Origin of the sequence: Micromonospora sp. NPDC048839 (assembly GCF_040649915.1) — a bacterium.
Lineage (GTDB): Bacteria > Actinomycetota > Actinomycetes > Mycobacteriales > Micromonosporaceae > Micromonospora.
The window spans coordinates 146,692-162,377 of the sequence record NZ_JBEZGL010000013.1 but is presented as its reverse complement, the minus strand read 5'-3'; the positions used below and the strand labels follow the sequence as shown (position 1 = coordinate 162,377).

General features: G+C 71.3%; 16 protein-coding genes and 1 pseudogene. 6 read left to right on the top strand and 11 right to left on the bottom strand.

The features are described from left to right. Nucleotides 1–107: 107 nt before the first annotated feature. On the bottom strand, nt 108–896 hold the full coding sequence (locus AB0C25_RS24140; RefSeq protein WP_357376504.1) for an aldo/keto reductase: 789 nt from the start codon (nt 894–896) through the stop codon (nt 108–110). A 94-nt stretch (nt 897–990) separates the two neighbouring features. Between AB0C25_RS24140 and AB0C25_RS24135 the strand changes: the two are divergent. Both AB0C25_RS24135 and AB0C25_RS24130 read left to right on the top strand, forming a co-directional pair. Then, nucleotides 991–1,568 (top strand): annotated as a pseudogene (locus tag AB0C25_RS24135) (DNA polymerase ligase N-terminal domain-containing protein). A 16-nt stretch (nt 1,569–1,584) separates the two neighbouring features. Further along, the gene (locus tag AB0C25_RS24130; RefSeq protein ID WP_357376503.1) at nt 1,585–2,775 is read left to right on the top strand and encodes a threonine synthase; all 1,191 of its coding nucleotides are present in this window, start codon (nt 1,585–1,587) and stop codon (nt 2,773–2,775) included. Nucleotide 2,776: 1 nt separating this feature from the next. Here the strand turns inward: AB0C25_RS24130 and AB0C25_RS24125 are convergent, their stop codons facing one another. The 4 genes from AB0C25_RS24125 to AB0C25_RS24110 all read right to left on the bottom strand — a co-directional run bounded on the left by AB0C25_RS24125 (nt 2,777) and on the right by AB0C25_RS24110 (nt 6,732). Beyond that, the gene (locus tag AB0C25_RS24125; RefSeq protein ID WP_357376502.1) at nt 2,777–4,576 is read right to left on the bottom strand and encodes a glycoside hydrolase family 15 protein; all 1,800 of its coding nucleotides are present in this window, start codon (nt 4,574–4,576) and stop codon (nt 2,777–2,779) included. A gap of 48 nt (nt 4,577–4,624) precedes the next feature. After that, the gene (locus tag AB0C25_RS24120) at nt 4,625–5,017 is read right to left on the bottom strand and encodes a cupin domain-containing protein (RefSeq protein WP_357376501.1); all 393 of its coding nucleotides are present in this window, start codon (nt 5,015–5,017) and stop codon (nt 4,625–4,627) included. A gap of 483 nt (nt 5,018–5,500) precedes the next feature. Next, nucleotides 5,501–6,388 carry a sulfotransferase domain-containing protein gene (locus tag AB0C25_RS24115; RefSeq protein ID WP_357376500.1) on the bottom strand — a complete coding sequence of 296 codons (888 nt, stop codon included), beginning with the start codon at nt 6,386–6,388 and terminating at the stop codon, nt 5,501–5,503. 62 nt (nt 6,389–6,450) lie between these two features. Further along, nucleotides 6,451–6,732, bottom strand: a complete 282-nt coding sequence (locus AB0C25_RS24110) for an adhesin (protein WP_355032899.1) — start codon at nt 6,730–6,732, stop codon at nt 6,451–6,453. 315 nt (nt 6,733–7,047) lie between these two features. Here AB0C25_RS24110 and AB0C25_RS24105 point away from each other — a divergent pair, with 315 nt between their 5' ends. Both AB0C25_RS24105 and dacB read left to right on the top strand, forming a co-directional pair. Further along, nucleotides 7,048–7,764: an aquaporin gene (locus AB0C25_RS24105; RefSeq protein ID WP_357376499.1), complete on the top strand. Its 717-nt coding sequence runs from the start codon at nt 7,048–7,050 to the stop codon at nt 7,762–7,764. 67 nt (nt 7,765–7,831) lie between these two features. Then, nucleotides 7,832–9,418 (top strand): D-alanyl-D-alanine carboxypeptidase/D-alanyl-D-alanine-endopeptidase, encoded by a 1,587-nt coding sequence (gene dacB / locus AB0C25_RS24100; protein WP_357376498.1) that lies wholly within the window; start codon nt 7,832–7,834, stop codon nt 9,416–9,418. Nucleotides 9,419–9,463: 45 nt separating this feature from the next. On the opposite strand, the gene AB0C25_RS24095 is transcribed toward dacB, so the two are convergent. The 3 genes from AB0C25_RS24095 to AB0C25_RS24085 form a co-directional block, all read right to left on the bottom strand. Beyond that, complete coding sequence (locus AB0C25_RS24095; RefSeq protein ID WP_357376497.1) at nt 9,464–9,793, bottom strand: hypothetical protein; 330 nt, start codon at nt 9,791–9,793, stop codon at nt 9,464–9,466. Between the two features lie 102 nt (nt 9,794–9,895). Next, nucleotides 9,896–10,801, bottom strand: coding sequence for a hypothetical protein (locus AB0C25_RS24090; protein WP_357376496.1), 906 nt, complete (start codon nt 10,799–10,801; stop codon nt 9,896–9,898). Nucleotides 10,802–11,001: 200 nt separating this feature from the next. Next, on the bottom strand, nt 11,002–11,595 hold the full coding sequence (locus AB0C25_RS24085; RefSeq protein WP_357376495.1) for a pentapeptide repeat-containing protein: 594 nt from the start codon (nt 11,593–11,595) through the stop codon (nt 11,002–11,004). 97 nt (nt 11,596–11,692) lie between these two features. Between AB0C25_RS24085 and AB0C25_RS24080 the strand changes: the two genes are divergently transcribed. Continuing rightward, nucleotides 11,693–12,925: a serine hydrolase domain-containing protein gene (locus tag AB0C25_RS24080; protein ID WP_357376494.1), complete on the top strand. Its 1,233-nt coding sequence runs from the start codon at nt 11,693–11,695 to the stop codon at nt 12,923–12,925. Between the two features lie 21 nt (nt 12,926–12,946). Here AB0C25_RS24080 and AB0C25_RS24075 read toward each other — a convergent pair whose 3' ends face one another. Then, nucleotides 12,947–13,411 carry a PPOX class F420-dependent oxidoreductase gene (locus AB0C25_RS24075; RefSeq protein ID WP_357376493.1) on the bottom strand — a complete coding sequence of 155 codons (465 nt, stop codon included), beginning with the start codon at nt 13,409–13,411 and terminating at the stop codon, nt 12,947–12,949. A 34-nt stretch (nt 13,412–13,445) separates the two neighbouring features. Continuing rightward, the gene (locus AB0C25_RS24070; RefSeq protein WP_357376492.1) at nt 13,446–14,078 is read right to left on the bottom strand and encodes a hypothetical protein; all 633 of its coding nucleotides are present in this window, start codon (nt 14,076–14,078) and stop codon (nt 13,446–13,448) included. Nucleotides 14,079–14,390: 312 nt separating this feature from the next. On the opposite strand from AB0C25_RS24070, the gene AB0C25_RS24065 reads away from it, so the two are divergent. After that, nucleotides 14,391–15,170: a D-Ala-D-Ala carboxypeptidase family metallohydrolase gene (locus AB0C25_RS24065; protein WP_357376491.1), complete on the top strand. Its 780-nt coding sequence runs from the start codon at nt 14,391–14,393 to the stop codon at nt 15,168–15,170. Nucleotides 15,171–15,259: 89 nt separating this feature from the next. Here AB0C25_RS24065 and AB0C25_RS24060 read toward each other — a convergent pair whose 3' ends face one another. Then, nucleotides 15,260–15,613, bottom strand: a complete 354-nt coding sequence (locus AB0C25_RS24060; protein ID WP_357376490.1) for a hypothetical protein — start codon at nt 15,611–15,613, stop codon at nt 15,260–15,262. Between the last annotated feature and the right edge of the window lie 73 nt (nt 15,614–15,686).

The following is a 15,686-nucleotide window of genomic DNA, read 5'->3' as shown; positions in this document are numbered from 1 at the left end:
CACCCCACCTGGCCTAAACCAGCTTTCGGCTGAATCGTGAACGGTGCCGTGCCCGAGCAGCCTTTGCTCGGGCACGGCACCGGCCCGATCTGAACGAAGCCGCCGGTTCAGACCTTGCCGAGCGCGTCGATGTCGCGCATCTCCTCGGCCGTGAGCGAGAAGTGGAAGACGTCGAAGTTGGCGGTGATCCGCTCCGGGGTCACCGACTTCGGGATCGCCACGATCTCGTGGTCGATGTGCCACCGCAGCACCACCTGCGCCGGCGAGACCCCGTGCGCGGCAGCGATCCTGGTCAGCACCGGGTCGCTGAGGTCGCTGGTCTTGAACGGGCTGTAACCCTCCAGCACCACGCCCCGGTCCCGGTGCTCGGCGTGCCGCTGCCGGTCGTACAGCGCCGGACTCCACTCGATCTGGTTGACCGCCGGGTTCTCCTCGGTCGACTGGATCAGCTCGTCGATCTGCCCGGTGCTGTAGTTGCTGACACCCACCGCCCGAACGAGGTTCTCGTCCCGGGCCGCCAGCAGCTCACGCCAGAGCGGGATGCTGTCCGACGGTGACGACGGTGGCCAGTGGATCAACCAGAGGTCCACCTGGTCGACGCCGAGCGCCTCCAGGCTGGCCTCCAACGTCGCCCGCTCCTGGCCCACCCGGTTCGGCGGGAGCTTGGTGGTGAGGAAGATGTCCTCCCGGCGCAGCCCGCTCTCCTGCACGGCCCGGCCGACCTCGCGCTCGTTGCCGTACACGGTGGCGGTGTCGACGTGCCGGTAGCCGGTGTCGAGCGCGGCCAGCACCGCGTCGTAACCGGCCTGGCCGGTGGCCTGCCAGGTGCCGAAGCCGAGCAGGGGCATCCGGACGTCGCCCGGGAGCAGGACGGTGGGCTGGTCGGTGAGGTCCATCAGGTCCGTTCTACCCCGCCGAGCACCCGGCCGCCGAGCGAACCGGACACTCCGGCATCCAGCGCACCGATCCGGTGTGCCGCAGAATGCCTGTGTGACCGACCGGCTGGAGGAGTACCGGCGACGACGGGACGCGGCCCGTACGCCGGAGCCGGTGCCGGCGCGGACCCCCGCGACACCCGGGGCCGACGGCGACACCGCGCGCTTCGTCATCCAGCAGCACCACGCCCGGAGCCTGCACTGGGACCTGCGCCTGGAGCACCAGGGGGTGCTGGCGTCCTGGGCGGTGCCGCGCGGCCTGCCCCGCGATCCGGGTCGCAACCACCTCGCCGTGCACACCGAAGACCACCCGATGCACGCCACGGCCGCCGCCGGGCTCCCCCGCGACCGTGCCGCCTGGGGGTACGAGCCCAGTACCTGATCGTCGACCTGCTCTGGCTGGAGGGTGTGAGCAGCGTCGACGTGCCGTACGCGCAACGCCGGGAGCTGCTCGATGGGCTGGCCTTGGCCGGTGTGCACTGGCAGACTCCGCCATGGTTCCCGGGCGCGGGCGACGAGGCCCTGCGCACCGGGCGGGAGCAGGGCCTACCGGGCGTGGTCGCCAAGCGGCTCGACTCGGTGTACGAGCCGGGGCGGCGCAGCCGGCGCTGGTTGAGCATCGACGCGGTCTGAAACGGCGAGGAGCGATGTGTACCTGACCCACCTGGACTGCCCGCGCTGCGGCAAGAGGCACTCCGCCGACGAGTTGCGCAACCTCTGCGCGTGCGGCTCCCCGCTGCTGGCCCGCTACGACCTGCCGGCGGTGGCGAAGGCGGTCACCCCGGAACGGTTCGGACTGCGCCCGGCCGACCTGTGGCGCTACCGGGAGGTGCTGCCGGTCGGCGACCCACGGCACGTCACGACGCTCGGCGAGGGCTGGACGCCGCTACTGCGCGCCCCGGCGTACGGCGCCGAGATCGGCATCGCGGACCTGATGGTCAAGGACGAGGGGTTGATCCCGACCGGCTCGTTCAAGGCGCGCGGGGCGGCGGTCGGCGTGAGTCGGGCCCGTGAGCTGGGGGTCGAGCGGATCGCGATGCCCACCAACGGCAACGCCGGGTCGGCCTGGGCGACGTACGCCGCGCGCGCCGGGATGGGCGCGACAATCGTCATGCCGCTGGGCGCCCCGAGCATCTGCCGGCGCGAGTGCGTCGCCGCGGGGGCCGACCTGCGCCTGATCGACGGGCTGATCAGCGACGCCGGCCGGCGGGTCGCCGAGCTGATCGCGGAGTCGAACGGGGCGATCTTCGACGCCGGCACGCTGCGCGAGCCCTACCGGCTGGAGGGCAAGAAGACGATGGGGTACGAGATCGTCGAGCAGCTCGGTTGGCAGGCGCCCGACGTGATCATCTACCCGACCGGCGGTGGTGTCGGGTTGATCGGCATCCACAAGGCACTGCACGAGCTGCGCGAGCTGGGCTGGATCGGCGACAAGCTGCCCCGGCTGGTGGCGGTGCAGTCGACCGGCTGCGCACCGATCGTGCGGGCGTTCGCCGCCGGTGAGGACCGGGCGCGGCCCTGGGCGGACGCGCACACGGTGGCGTTCGGCATCACCGTGCCGGCCCCGCTGGGCGACGAGCTGATCCTGGCGGCGCTGCGCGAGTCCTCCGGCACCGCTGTGGCGGTCGACGACGCGGACATCCTGGCCGACCTGCGGGACTTCGCCCGTCGGGAGGGGTTGCTGCTCTGCCCGGAGGGGGCGGCCTGCCTGACCGCGGCACGGCAGCTGCGCGCCGGCGGGTGGATCCGGGCCGGGGAGCGGGTGGTGGTGCTCAACACCGGCGCTGGGCTGAAGTATCCGGACACGGTCGACGTGTCCGGCGTACCGGTGCTGGTGTGACTCAGTAACTGTCCGGCGCGGTCAACCGCCAGGCCGCGTTGATCAGCCCGACGTGGGAGAGCGCCTGCGGGGTGTTGCCGAGCTGCTCCCCACTGGTCAGGTCGATCTGCTCGCTGAACAACCCCACGTCGTTGGCGTACCCCACCACCCGCTCGAACAGCGCCTCGGCCCGCCCCGGCTCGCCCGCCATGACCAGGCACTCCACCAGCCAGAACGAACACAGCAGAAATCCACCCGGGTCGGTCGACCATCGTCGGACCAGCCCACCGTCCGTGCCCAGTTCCCGCTCCACCAACTCCATCGTCGAACGCATCCGCGGGTCGGTCGCGGGCAGGAAGTGCGCCACGGGCAGGGTCAGCGCGGAGGCGTCCAGCTCCGCCGACCCGAAGGCACCGGTGAACGCCCCGATCCGGTCGTTCCAGCCCTCACGCAGCACGGTCTCGCGGATCTCGTCGCGCACCCGTGCCCAGCGCTGCGGGTCGGCCCCCTCGCCGAGCCGGTCGGCGAGGCCCACCGCCCGGTCCAGCGTCAGCCAGCAGATCACCTTGGACGACAGGTAGTGGCGCTCCTCGTCGCGGGTCTCCCACATGCCCCGGTCCGGCAGGTGCCACGTCGCCGCCACCTGCTCGGTCAATCCGAGCACCATCTCCCGCAACTCGCCCTCGAACGGCGCACCGAGATAGTCGCGCAGCCGCCACACGGCCGACATCACCTCGCCCGGCACGTCGAGCTGCCGCTGCCGCCAGGCGTCGTTGCCGATCCGGACCGGCCTGCTGCCGCGGTATCCGCGCAGGTGGTGGCAGTGGTGCTCGGAGAGGTCACGCTCGCCCTCCAGCCCGAAGAGCACCGGCACCGGATCGTCGCCGATCCGGCCGATCGAGCGCGACGCCCAGGCGAACAGCCGGGACGCCTCGTCCGGGCAGGCCGCCACCCACAGCGCGCGCATGGTCAACGAGAAGTCCCGCAGCCAGGAGTAGCGGTAGTCGTAGTTGCGGTCGCCACCGATCCGCTCCGGCAGCGACGTGGTCAGCGCCGCGGCGACCGCACCGCTGCGGGCGTACGTGAGGCCGGTCAGGACCGTCGCGCTGTGCCGGACGAGATCGGGGTACCGGCCGGAGTACTCGTGCACATCCCGGTACGCGTCCCAGGCCTGCGTCGTCTCGGCGAGCGCCGCCACCGGATCCAGCCGGGCCGGAGGGTCGCCGTACGCGGCACCGAATGCCACGTCCACCCCGACCACCTGACCGGTGGACACCTCGAACTCGTGCGTCACCCGGTCGCGGCCCGCCCGCAGGCGCAGGCCCGGCGCGCGCAGCACCAGCACCACCGGGCCGGCGCCGGCCAGCACCCCGCCGTCCGGCTGCTCGTGCAGGTACGGCGTGAGCAGGCCGTACTCCGGTCGGGGCGCGAAATCCAGCTCCATCCGGACTCGCCCGGACAGCCCCTCGACCACCCGGAGCAGCACGGCGGGCGAGTTCATCCCCAGCTCGTGGGCGCGGGCGCCGATCTCGGCGGCGAGCGCGTCGGTGACCGCCACGCTGCCGTGCGGCGTGTGGTGCACCGTGCGCAACACCAACGTGCCCGGCCGGTACGCGCGCTCCACCCGGTGTCCCGGGCCACCGGCGCCAACCGGTGCGAGCCGGAAGTGCCCGGCGGTCGGGTCGAGCAGCCGCCCGAACACGGAGGCCCCGTCGAACCGGTGCGGGCACCACCAGTCGATCGAGCCGTCCTTGCCGACCAGGGCACCCGAACGGGAGTCCGAGAGGAATCCGTAGTCGGAGATCGACGGCTGCTGCTCCACCCGCCGCGGGTACCCGCATCGGCCTGGATCAGACCGCTGCCCAACTGCTCAGTCGGTCGGCGGCTCGTCCTTGCCCGCCTCCTCGGCCGCGTCGGCCTCCTCCTTGGTCCGGTGGACTGCCTTGTCGGCATGCTCCGCCGGGCCGTAGACCGTGTACAACACCAGCGGGTTGGGGCCGGTGTTGACGAAGTTGTGCTTGGTGCCGGCCGGCACGACCACCAGGTCGCCGGAGACGACCTTCCGCTTCGAGCCGGCGACCCGGGCCTCGCCGACGCCACTGACGAAGGTCAGGATCTGGTCGACGTCCTCGTGCACCTCTTCGCCGATCTCCCCGCCCTCGGGGATGGTCATGATGACCAACTGGCTGTGCTCGCCGGTCCAGAGCACCCGCCGGAAGTCCGGACTCTGCTCGGCAACGGTCGCGATAGTGAAATGTTCCATGACCACGCTCATACCCCGTTCATCGGCGCGTCACGCAGGGACTGAACGGATGGCGACCCAGGCGACATCTTGACCACTCGACGGAATTCCCCACGGTCGGCGGGTTTGGATCCACGCCGACCGGGGATCGAGTACGCGGACCGGCACCAAGAGTCGGTCGAGCCAGGTCCCTGCCGGCGTACTGCCGAACGGCTGCGATGGTGGGAGACGGCCAGAGCGCGGCGACGTTCCGACCAGTGTCGAAGCGGCGCCGCGCGCTCCTGTCCGCAGCACTCCGGAAACGCCCCACCGCGAGTGAGGGGATTGAGGGCTGGACGAGTAGGTCCTAGCTCTCGATCTACTGTTGAGCGATATACCACAGAGGTATGAATATGACTCAGAGGTATATCGCTCACTACCGCATCCGCTCCCACTGAGGTGACCGACGGTCACCGACGGCAGCCGGCTGCGCCCACCGCCCCAGCCGGGTGAGGAATTACTCGCCTAGCGGTGTAGCCAGACGAGCAGGTCGGGCGGGGCCAGCGCCGCCGCCCGCTCCTGATATCGGGCCTGCCCGGACTCGTCCAGGAGGTTGCGGCCCTGGCCCGAGGTGCCCTGGCGGAAGAACTGCTGCCGGTCGCGCAGCACGCCGAGCGTGTCCGGGGCGAGCCGGTCCGCGCGCGCCCGCATCCGCCCGAAGGTGGCCGCCTCGACGAGGTCGGGCCAGCGTTCGGGCGGGACCGCGATGCCCCACCGATGGGCGAGCCGACGCATCTCACCGCCCAGGTCGGCAAGCAGGTCGTCGTAGTGCACCAGCACGATGTTCGGCTCGTGCCGGCGGGCCCAGGCGTCGCTCAGGTGCAGCATCACCCCGGGCAGCGAATCCAGGTCGGCGCGCGGATCCGCCTTTCGGTCGACCCACCTCGACAGCCACTGCTCCAACGGCTGCGCTGTCCGGGGCGGCCCCGTCGGGGCGGGCGCGCCGGTCAGCTCGGCGAGGCGCACCGGGTCCAGGTTGCCGGCCTGGTGATAGAGGGACACCGCCAGGTCCAGCGGGTGCCGGGCCACCACCACGTAGTGCACCCGAGGATCGAGCGGCACGCCGTCCAGCGGGGTGTGCGTCTTGATGAACCGCCGGTGCGGTTGCGCGGCCAGCCGGTCGAACACCTCGTCGCGTGGTTCGACCAACCAGTCCAGCCACGGCGACAGCACGGTCAGCGGCGCCGGCAGCTCCGGAGTGCCCAGCACCAGGAGCGCGCAGATCATCTGCATCCAGGTCGTACCGCTCTTGGACCGGGTGCTGATCACGATGTCGCCGTCGCGGAACGGGAAGCCCGTCCAGCGGGCGCTGTCCTCGTCGGTGGACCGATACCGGTTAGCTGGCGGGGGCACCGCGGCAGCGTAGTCGCCGGGCCGACGCCCGAGCAGCCGAATTCCGACCCGGCGGGCCGCGTCTACTGCCGCTCGGTGAAGCCGAACTGGATGACACCCTCGTCGTCGACGGTGGCGTCCACCGAGGCGTCACCGAGCAGTTCGGCGGCATCCTCGTCCAGGAAGATCCGGGCGCCCTGGTTGTCGACCACACGATCGCCCTGCACCGGCTCGGGCACCAACTCGACGGTCAGCGAGCCCGCCTCGGTGTCGGCGGCGATGCGTACGCCGCCGTCCTGGGCGACGTCCTGCTGGTTGGCGAGGTCACGGATGACGAGCACGGCGTTGTCGGTCATGGTGAGCATTTTCGGAACTCCTCGTGGATTCTCGGCTCGCGGTCGCAATCATGCGCAGACCGGACGGTCGGCTCGCGTACGAGCGCACGTGGGAGGCGACAGGAGGGCGAACGGTCGTCGCCGTCGCTCGGAATCGGGGCAGCTGACGGCCCCGTCACTACCACCGTGCCCGCTGGCGGAGCATCCGTCAAATAGAGCCAGATCAGTCGAGAGCGGGGCCCGGGGGCCACCTCGGTGACGATCACACCGACGGCCGGCGCGCTTCGGGCCAGCGGGGCCGGCCATTCCGGTAACAGCCACCTGGCCTGCGCTTACGCTGAGTTCATGAGCGACTTTCGTCGGTACGCGGCCGAGTTCCTCGGGACCCTGCTGCTGGTCTTCTTCGGGGTCGGCAGTGCCGTCGCCGCGCGGGTCCAGGGTGGCGTGGTGGTGGTCGCTCTGGCCTTCGGCTTCGTGATGGTCGCCCTCGTCTACACGATCGGCCCCCTGTCCGGGAGCCACGTCAATCCGGCGGTGACGCTCGGTGTGCTGCTCTCCGGAAAGATCTCGGTGATCGGTGCCGTGGCGTACTGGATCGCGCAGTTCGTCGGCGCGACAGTGGCGGCCTTCGTGCTCTGGGCGTTGACCCGCTGGGGCGACGTCGCGGACCAGACCGGGGCGTTGGGCACGAACGGTTACGGCGCGCACATCAACCGGGGCGGCGCGGCCGTGCTGGAGGTCGTTCTGACCTTCCTTTTCGTGCTTGTCGTCCTGGTGGTGACCAGTCGTAGCGAGAATCCGGGCACCGCAGGTCTGGCCATCGGGTTGGCCCTCGCCGCGACCCAGCTGATCGGCGTGACGCTGACCGGCGCCGCGGTAAACCCGGCCCGCGCGTTCGGCCCGGCGGTCTTCGAGGGTGGCGTGGCGCTGCGGCAGCTCTGGGTGTTCATCGTCTTCCCGCTGCTCGGCGGGGCGCTCGCCGCGCTTGTCGCGCCGATGGTGATGGGTGCGCAGCGGCACTACTGGGGTGGTCACGACAAGTCGGTCGGCCGACCGACGTAGTCCGGTTGGCGAGGACCCGCGCCCGCGGCCCTTCTCCGGCGAATACACCTCATGACAGCATCGGCGCATGCATCGCCGTCACTTTCCTCGGGCCATCGCGCTGCTCACGCTCGTCGCCGTCGCGGCCACCGCCGGAGCGCCCGGCGCCACGGCCGAGTCGCCCACGCCCGCGACGACCCGACTGAACGCCACTATCGACACGATCCTCGCCGACGCCCGGCTTGCCGGCGCGCAGACATCGGTGGTCGTGGTCGACACGAGCACCGGCCAGACGCTCTACGACCGCAACGGTGACCGTCGGCTGATCCCGGCCTCGAACACCAAGCTGCTGACCTCGACGGCGGCCCTCGAGCTGCTCGGCCCGGGGCACCGCTTCAGCACCGACGTACGCGCCACCGGCAAGCGCCGCGCGGGCCTGCTCTCCGGCAACCTCTACCTTCGCGGCGGAGGTGATCCGACGATGCTCGCCACGGACTACGACGCGCTCGCCGCGCAGGTCGCCGCCGACGGCGTGCGCGTGGTCGCCGGCAACCTGGTCGCCGACGACACCCGCTACGACCACACCCGGCTCGGCCCCGACTGGACCTGGGACGACGAGCCCTACTACTACGCCGCCCAGGTGTCCGCGCTGACCGTCGCGCCGAGCACCGACTACGACGCGGGCACCGTGATCGTGCACGCCGCCCCGGCGGCCCGAGCCGGCGCCGCACCGGTGATCAGCACCACCCCGCCCACCGCGTACGTGCGCATCGACAACCGCGCCCGCACGGTCACCGATGGTGCGACCTCGATCTCGATCGAGCGCGAACACGGCGACAACACGGTCGTGGTGAGCGGTCAGATCGCCGTCGGACACGAGCCCGCCAGCGACTGGGTGACCGTCGAGGAGCCCACCGGCTACGCGGCCGACGTGTTCCGGGCGGCGCTGCACCGGCACGGCGTCCGGGTGCTCGGTCGGACCGTGCTCGGCCAGTCCACCCCGGAGACGGCCGACCCGGTGGCGCGGCACGAGTCGATGAGCCTGGGTGAGCTGATGACCCCGTTCCTCAAGCTCTCCAACAATGGGCACGCCGAGGTGTTGACCAAGGAGATCGGCCGGGTCCGGTCCGGGTCGGGCACCTGGACGGCCGGACTGACCGCGATCAGCGAGTACGTGGCCGACGCCGGCATGGACACCGGAAAGCTGCGCCAGCGCGACGGCTCGGGGCTGTCCCGGCGCAACCTGGTCCCCGCGACGGAGTTCGTCGACCTGCTGAGCGCCATCCGCGCCGAACCGTGGTTCGCCACCTGGCATTCGGCACTGCCGATCGCCGGGCAACCCGACCGGTTCGTCGGCGGCACCCTGCGCAGCCGGATGGCGAACACGCCCGCAGCGGGCAACGTGCACGCCAAGACCGGCAGTCTGACAGGTGTCTCCGGCCTTTCCGGCTACGTCACGAGCGCCGACGGCCGACTGTTGGCGTTCTCCATCCTGCTGAACAACTACCTGACGGCATCGGTCAAGCCGTTGGAGGACCAGATCGCCGTGGCGTTGGCGGGATACCGCGAGGACGGGGCGGCCACCACGGCACGGATGGCACCGCCTGCGGTGCCGGAGACGCCCCGGACCGCGGAGGGCGTCGAGTGCTCCTGGGTCAAGCCGATCACCTGCTGAGCGAGTGCCGGGAGGTGTGTCCACGCCTCCCGGCCCGTCGCGCGGTCAGGCCGGACGGTCCGGTGGGGAGACCACCGCCGTCGGGTCGCCGCGCTCGATCAGCGCGTCGATGTCGGCGGCCCGCAGCCCGCGCAGGGCGAGCACCCGGGTGCCCCAGCGGTGCAGGCGGCACGGGTGCGGGCTGGCATCGTTGCGGCAGACCACTCCCCCGGACCACCGCTGCGGGGCGTGCACCACCACCGCCCGCACCGCGAACTGGGTGTCCTCACCGGTCACGTACGGCGGCAGGGGAATGTCGCGGAGCACCTCCCCGGGCGCTTCATCGGCACCGGACGTAACGGCGCGACGGACGCGGTGGGCGGTGCTGCTGCTCATCTCCGCTGCCTCCACACTGGATAGTTGGTTGGGGACAGCAGAAAGTTACGACCTCCTCGACGGTCCGCGACGGACAAACTGTCCCGCGGTGCGACGGACCGGTCAGCGCACCGCCACGGCCTGGAGGCCGACGTTGCCGCAGTGCGGGGTGAAGACCTTGTCAACGGTCCAGGTCAGCAGCAGTCGGGCGTTCTTCGGCGCGGCGAACCGCACGGTGAACTGGGCGCTCCGACTGGTGTACGGGTCCTCCAGCACGGCGGTGCGGGCGGACCCACCGGTGGACAGGCGTGCTTCCAGCCGGCCCCGAGCCATCCAGGTGCCGCCGTAGACCTGCACCGTGCGCGGTTCACCGCTGCCGGCGACGGCAAGGGTGAACCCGTTGCCGGCACCGCAGGTGTAGACGCCGTTGGAGGTGCCGTTCGTCGACCGCTGCGACGAGCCGTCGGACCAGCGGACGTACTCCTGGTTGCCGTCCCAGCCGACCCGCGTGCCGGCGCCGCCCGCATCAATGATCTCCCCGGAGCCGGAGCGCTTGCGGACCGTCGAGTTACCCCCGCGCGGCCCCCAGTGCATCCAGTCCCGGGTGCCGACGGCGGTGAGGTCGACCTCGGCGGGCATCTCCCCCTGGGTCATCGACAGCACCGGGGACCCGGGCGACGCGGGAGGTGCGGGAGGTGCGACGGGCGCGCTTGTCGCGGGTGTCGGATCGGGCGAGGGTGGGCGCTGACGCGGACGCAGGCCCGGCATCGCCGGCCCCGCTTCGCCGGTGCGCCCGTCGGTGGCCGGGTGGGCGGCGGAACGGGCGGCGCCGGCAGGCATCTCTCCCGCGCGGCCCGCCTGGTCGTCGCCGGACTCCGGGTCGGACCGGCTGGCGAGGTACGAGACCAACAGCACCAGGCAGACGAGTACGGCAACCCCCTCCACCGCCCAACGCCGCCGCTGCCGGGCACGGGCGACCCGGCGCAGCCCGGTGCGGGTCTGCGTCCTCGCGTGGTCGTCGTCCGTCACCGACCCTCCACCTCCACCGCCCCGGCTGCCATCGACCGTCGCGAGCCGCGCCGTCCACTGTGGGTCGTTTCACGTTTGCACCGGTGTGGACGACACGCTAGATCCGGAGCGGCGGACGTGTCCAGCCCCGTGACCGGACGCTGCCGGATGCCCCGCCTCACGCGAACGGCGTACCGGCTGGACCGCCGGTGCCTCTCGCGTCAGCCGATCCGGAACCCGAGCACCTGCGCGATGACGATGGCCTGCTCGGCGTCGACGATGGCGCCGTCCCGCTCGACGACCGTCGGGTCGAGCGCGGTGAGGTCGCTGCCGCGCAGGTCGGCGCCGCCGAGCCGGACGTTGAGCAGCAGCGCGCCGGAAAGATCGACGCCGGTGACGATGGCACCGGTGAGATTGGCCCTGGTCAGGTCCGCCTCGCGCATCCGCACCCCGGTCAGCCGGACACCCCGCAGGTCGGCACCGGGCAGCGCGACGAAGGACCAGTCCCCGCCGTCCACCGTCATCGGACGCAGGTCGCACTCGACGAAGGTGCTGCCGATCAGCTTGCAGCCGGCGAACTCGGCCTCGAAGAAGTTGCACCGCCGGAAGACGCAACGGGTGAAGGCGGAGTCGACGTGCCGGGATGCGTTGAACTGCACGTTGCCGAACGTGCAGCCGGTGAAGACCGCGCCGCGGCTCACCGCCTCCGTCAGGTCCACGTCGAAGAACTCGCAACCCACGAAGTGCCTGTCGACGAGCTCCTCGCCGTACCAGTCCTCGTTGCGGAAGGTCGCGTTCTCGGTCAGCTCCGGCATCCGACCAGGCTAGTGGCCACCACCGACAGCGCCGGGCCGGCGTCGCTGGTGGCAGCCCCCTTCCGGTGTCGGCGTACCGGCTAGTAGGTTCGGCGACGTGAGTGTGGCTCAGAGCACGGACCCGGATCAGATCGGTTTCGACCCGACGCGGTTGGCGCGGATCGACGAGCACTTCGGCCGGTACGTCGACGACGGCCGGCTGGCCGGCTGGCAGGTGGTGGTCACCCGTCGGGGCGAGGTGGCGCACTCCTCGACGTACGGGCTGGCCGACCGGGAGTCGGGCGCACCGGTCGAGGCCGACACGCTCTGGCGGATCTACTCGATGACCAAGCCGGTCACCTCGGTCGCGGCGATGATGCTGTGGGAGGAGGGCCGGTTCGAGCTGACCGACGAGATCAGCCGCTGGTTGCCGGAGTTCGCCGACCTGCGGGTCTACTCCAAGGGGTCGGCGCTCAAGCCGTTCACCGTGCCGGCGACCGAGCCGATCCGGGTCTGGCACCTGCTCACCCACACCGCCGGTCTGACGTACGGCTTCCTGCAGACCTCGGTGGTCGACGGGCTCTACCGGGCCGCCGGTTACGACCTGCACCCACCGGAGGACGTCGACCTCGCCAGCGCCTGCGCGGCCTTCGGGGAGCTGCCGCTGCTGTTCCAGCCCGGCTCCGCCTGGGGCTACTCGGTCGCCACCGACGTGCTCGGCCGGCTCGTCGAGGTGGTCTCCGGGCAGAGCCTCGACGCGTTCTTCGCCGACCGGATCTTCGGCCCGCTGGGCATGACCGACACCCGCTGGTGGATGGACGGCGACGAGGCCGGGAGGCTGGCCGCGCTCTACGTACCGGACCCGCGCAGCGGCCGGGCCGTTCGGCACGACGGCCTCGGGTCGCACGCGTACCGCAAGCCGACCCTGCTCTCCGGCGGTGGTGGTCTGATCTCCAGCGCCGCAGACTACCACCGCTTCACCCAACTGCTGCTGCGCGGTGGGGAACTCGACGGGGTTCGGCTGCTCGGGTCACGCACGGTGCGGTTCATGACCCGCAACCACCTGCCGGGTGGCCAGGACCTGGGCACGCTGTCCACCGGCGGCTTCGCCGAGACGACCCTGGACGGGATCGGCTTCGGCCTCGGCTTCGCGGTGGTCGAGGACCCGATCCCCAGCCGGGTGCCGAGCAGCGTCGGCGAGTTCTACTGGGGTGGGGTGGCCAGCACGGCCTTCTGGGTGGACCCGGCCGAGGAGGTCACCGCGCTGCTGTTCGCCCAACTGATGCCGTCGAGCACCTACCCGCTGCGCTCCCAACTGCGCCAACTCGTCTACTCCGCCCTGGTCGACTGACCTGGGCGGCGGGGGCCGCGGTCAGTCGGCGAGGCGGGCGGGGAAGCCTCCGGTGGCGATCGGGCCCCAGGCGTCGATCGTGACGCGGATCAGTGACTTGCCCTGGCGCACCATCGCCGCCCGGTAGTCGTCCCAGTCCGGGTGCTCGCCGGAGATGCTGCGGAAGTACTCGACGAGCGGCTCCACCGCCTCGGGCAGGTCGAGCACCTCGGCGGTGCCGTCGATCTGCACCCACGGGCCGTCCCAGTCGTCGCTGAGCACGCACGCCGACACCCGGGGGTCGCGGCGGATGTTCGTCACCTTGGCCCGCTCGGGGTAGGTGGAGACGACCAGCCGCCCCTGTCCGTCGATCCCGGCGGAGACCGGGGAGGACTGCGGTCGGCCGTCGACCCGGGTGGTCATCAGCACGACGCGGTGCCGCGGCCGGAGGAAGTCGAGCAGGCCGTCCCGGTCGACCCGGGTGTTCCGTGCGATGCTGCGCGCCATTCCCCGTTCCTACCAGGGCGGCGGCGACGGCGGGTCAGCGGGGCGCGGAGCGGTGCACCGCCTGGGTCGGCACCCGGGGGCGGCTGGAGGGGCGCCAGGCCCGACCGTTGGCGTAGATCACCCGAAAACCGAGGTACGAGGCGAGCGGCGCCCAGTGGGCGGAGCCCATCCGCAGCTCGGCGGCATTGTGCCGCTGACCGTTGGCGAGCACGTCGAGCAGGACGGTTTCGAACGCCGCCGATTCGACCCAGTCGACCTCTCGGCTGAAACCGCAGATCAGCGCGGCACCGGTGACCTCCAGGAACTCACGCAACACCGCGTCCGAGGCGCGCAGCACCGAGCAGCTGCCGAAATAGAGTCGCCGTCCCTCGGCGCGGCCGGCCATCAGGTCGGCGACCTCGTTCAGCTCCACGGACTGCCAGTCGGTGAGGCAGAGCCGGCTCGGCTCGCCGTGCATGGCGAAGAAGCCCACCCGGTGGTCGGCGTACTGCTTGAGCAGCCAACGGTCCAGGAAGTAGAACAGTTCGTCGCGCGTGGCGGCGTCCTTGTGGATGAAGCGGATCTTGCCCAGTCGCTCCAGCAGCTCAAGGGTGGGCAACACGGAACCCCGCTCGTTGAGGTCCCGGTGCCACTGACCCTCGACACAGAAGACGCCACCGCGTGCCACGTGCACCTCCGCCAGTCCGCCGCCCGGGCTGACGTTACCGCCAGCCAACGACAGCGGAACATCACCCTCGGTGTGATTGATTGCGACGTTCGGTGCGCTTGTCGTGGTTGGCCGGAGCAGGGGTGATCGGTGGCGAATGGCTGTTTCGTAAATCAGCACAATTCCCAGCCAACACCCAGGGACGACGGTTTGTGAGGACGATTCTCGTTAATGGCCTCCAATCGACCCGGGGAGTGTCAGGGTGGAAATCACGGGACTTCTCGGTCGATGTCCTGGAGCCACCCCATTCGCTCTCCTATCGGGAGGACTTCTGTGCGCGTAAACACCTTGAAGCGAGTCGCCGTCGCATTCGCCCTGGCGCTGCCCGGGGCAGCAATCGCCACGGTGGTCGCCGCGCCAGCGGCACACGCGGACGGCTGTTACACCTGGAACCGCAACCTGTACCAGGGACGCTCGGGCGACGATGTCCGTCAGTTGCAGATCCGGATCGCCGGCTGGGCCGGCTACCGGGACATCGTGGAGAACGACGGCCGCTTCGGACCGAAGACCGCCGCCGCGGTCAAGCGGTTCCAGCAGGCGTACGGGCTGCGTGCCGACGGCGTCGCCGGCCCGCAGACCTACACCAAGCTGTACCAGCTACAGGACAACGACTGCACGCCCGCGCACTTCAGCCACAGCGAGATGGACAACGGGTGCGGCGGGTCCGGTTACAGCGGTGGACCGCTCTCGGCGGCCCAGACCCGGCAGAACGCGCTGCGCACCATGTGGAAGCTGGAGGCGCTGCGCAAGAGCCTCGGCGACAAACCACTCGACGTGTCCAGCGGCTTCCGCAGCCGTGCCTGCAACAACCAGGTCGGCGGCGCGTCCGACAGCCAGCACCTGTACGGCAACGCGGCCGACGTCACCGCGCGGTCGTCCTCGCTGTGCCAGATCGCCCGCAGTGCCCGCAACAACGGCTTCAGTGGGATCTACGGGCCGGGCTATCCCGACCACGACGACCACGTGCACGTCGACTCGCGGCGAGAGAACAACAGCGACTCCAGCTCGAACACGACGAGTTGGTCGGCGCCGGACTGCGGGGTCGGCAACTGAGCCGTCCGCCCAGCGTGACGTCGGCCCGACGCGGAGGGGATCTCCGCGCCGGGCCGGCGTCCTGTCGTCCCGGTCGGGCGGACCGGTGCTCAGCTCGCCCGGGGCCAGCGCGGCGCGGTGACCGGGGGTGCCACCGGCCGGCCAGCGGCGGTGGACCGCGCCCCCGGCGGCACGACCCGCGCGGTCTGCTGCCGCGACGGCCCGGTCGCCGTGAACGGGAAGGGCACGTGCACGAACGGGTTGCCGTGCCGGATCACCGCCTCGATCTGCCGCTCATTGAGCCCGTGTGTCTCCAACACCCGTCGCCCCCAGCGGTGCAGGCGGCAGGGGTAGGAGGCGCCGTCGTTGCGGCACAGCGGCCCGGTGGGCCACTCCTCGGCGGTGTGCACGACCACCGCCCGGACCGCGAGCCGAACGTCCTCCGGGGTCAGCGGTGCCGGCATTGGCACCTCCCCCAGTACCTGATCGATGGGATCCGTCGACTGCTCACCAACTCGCACGGCAGGCCTCCCGCAG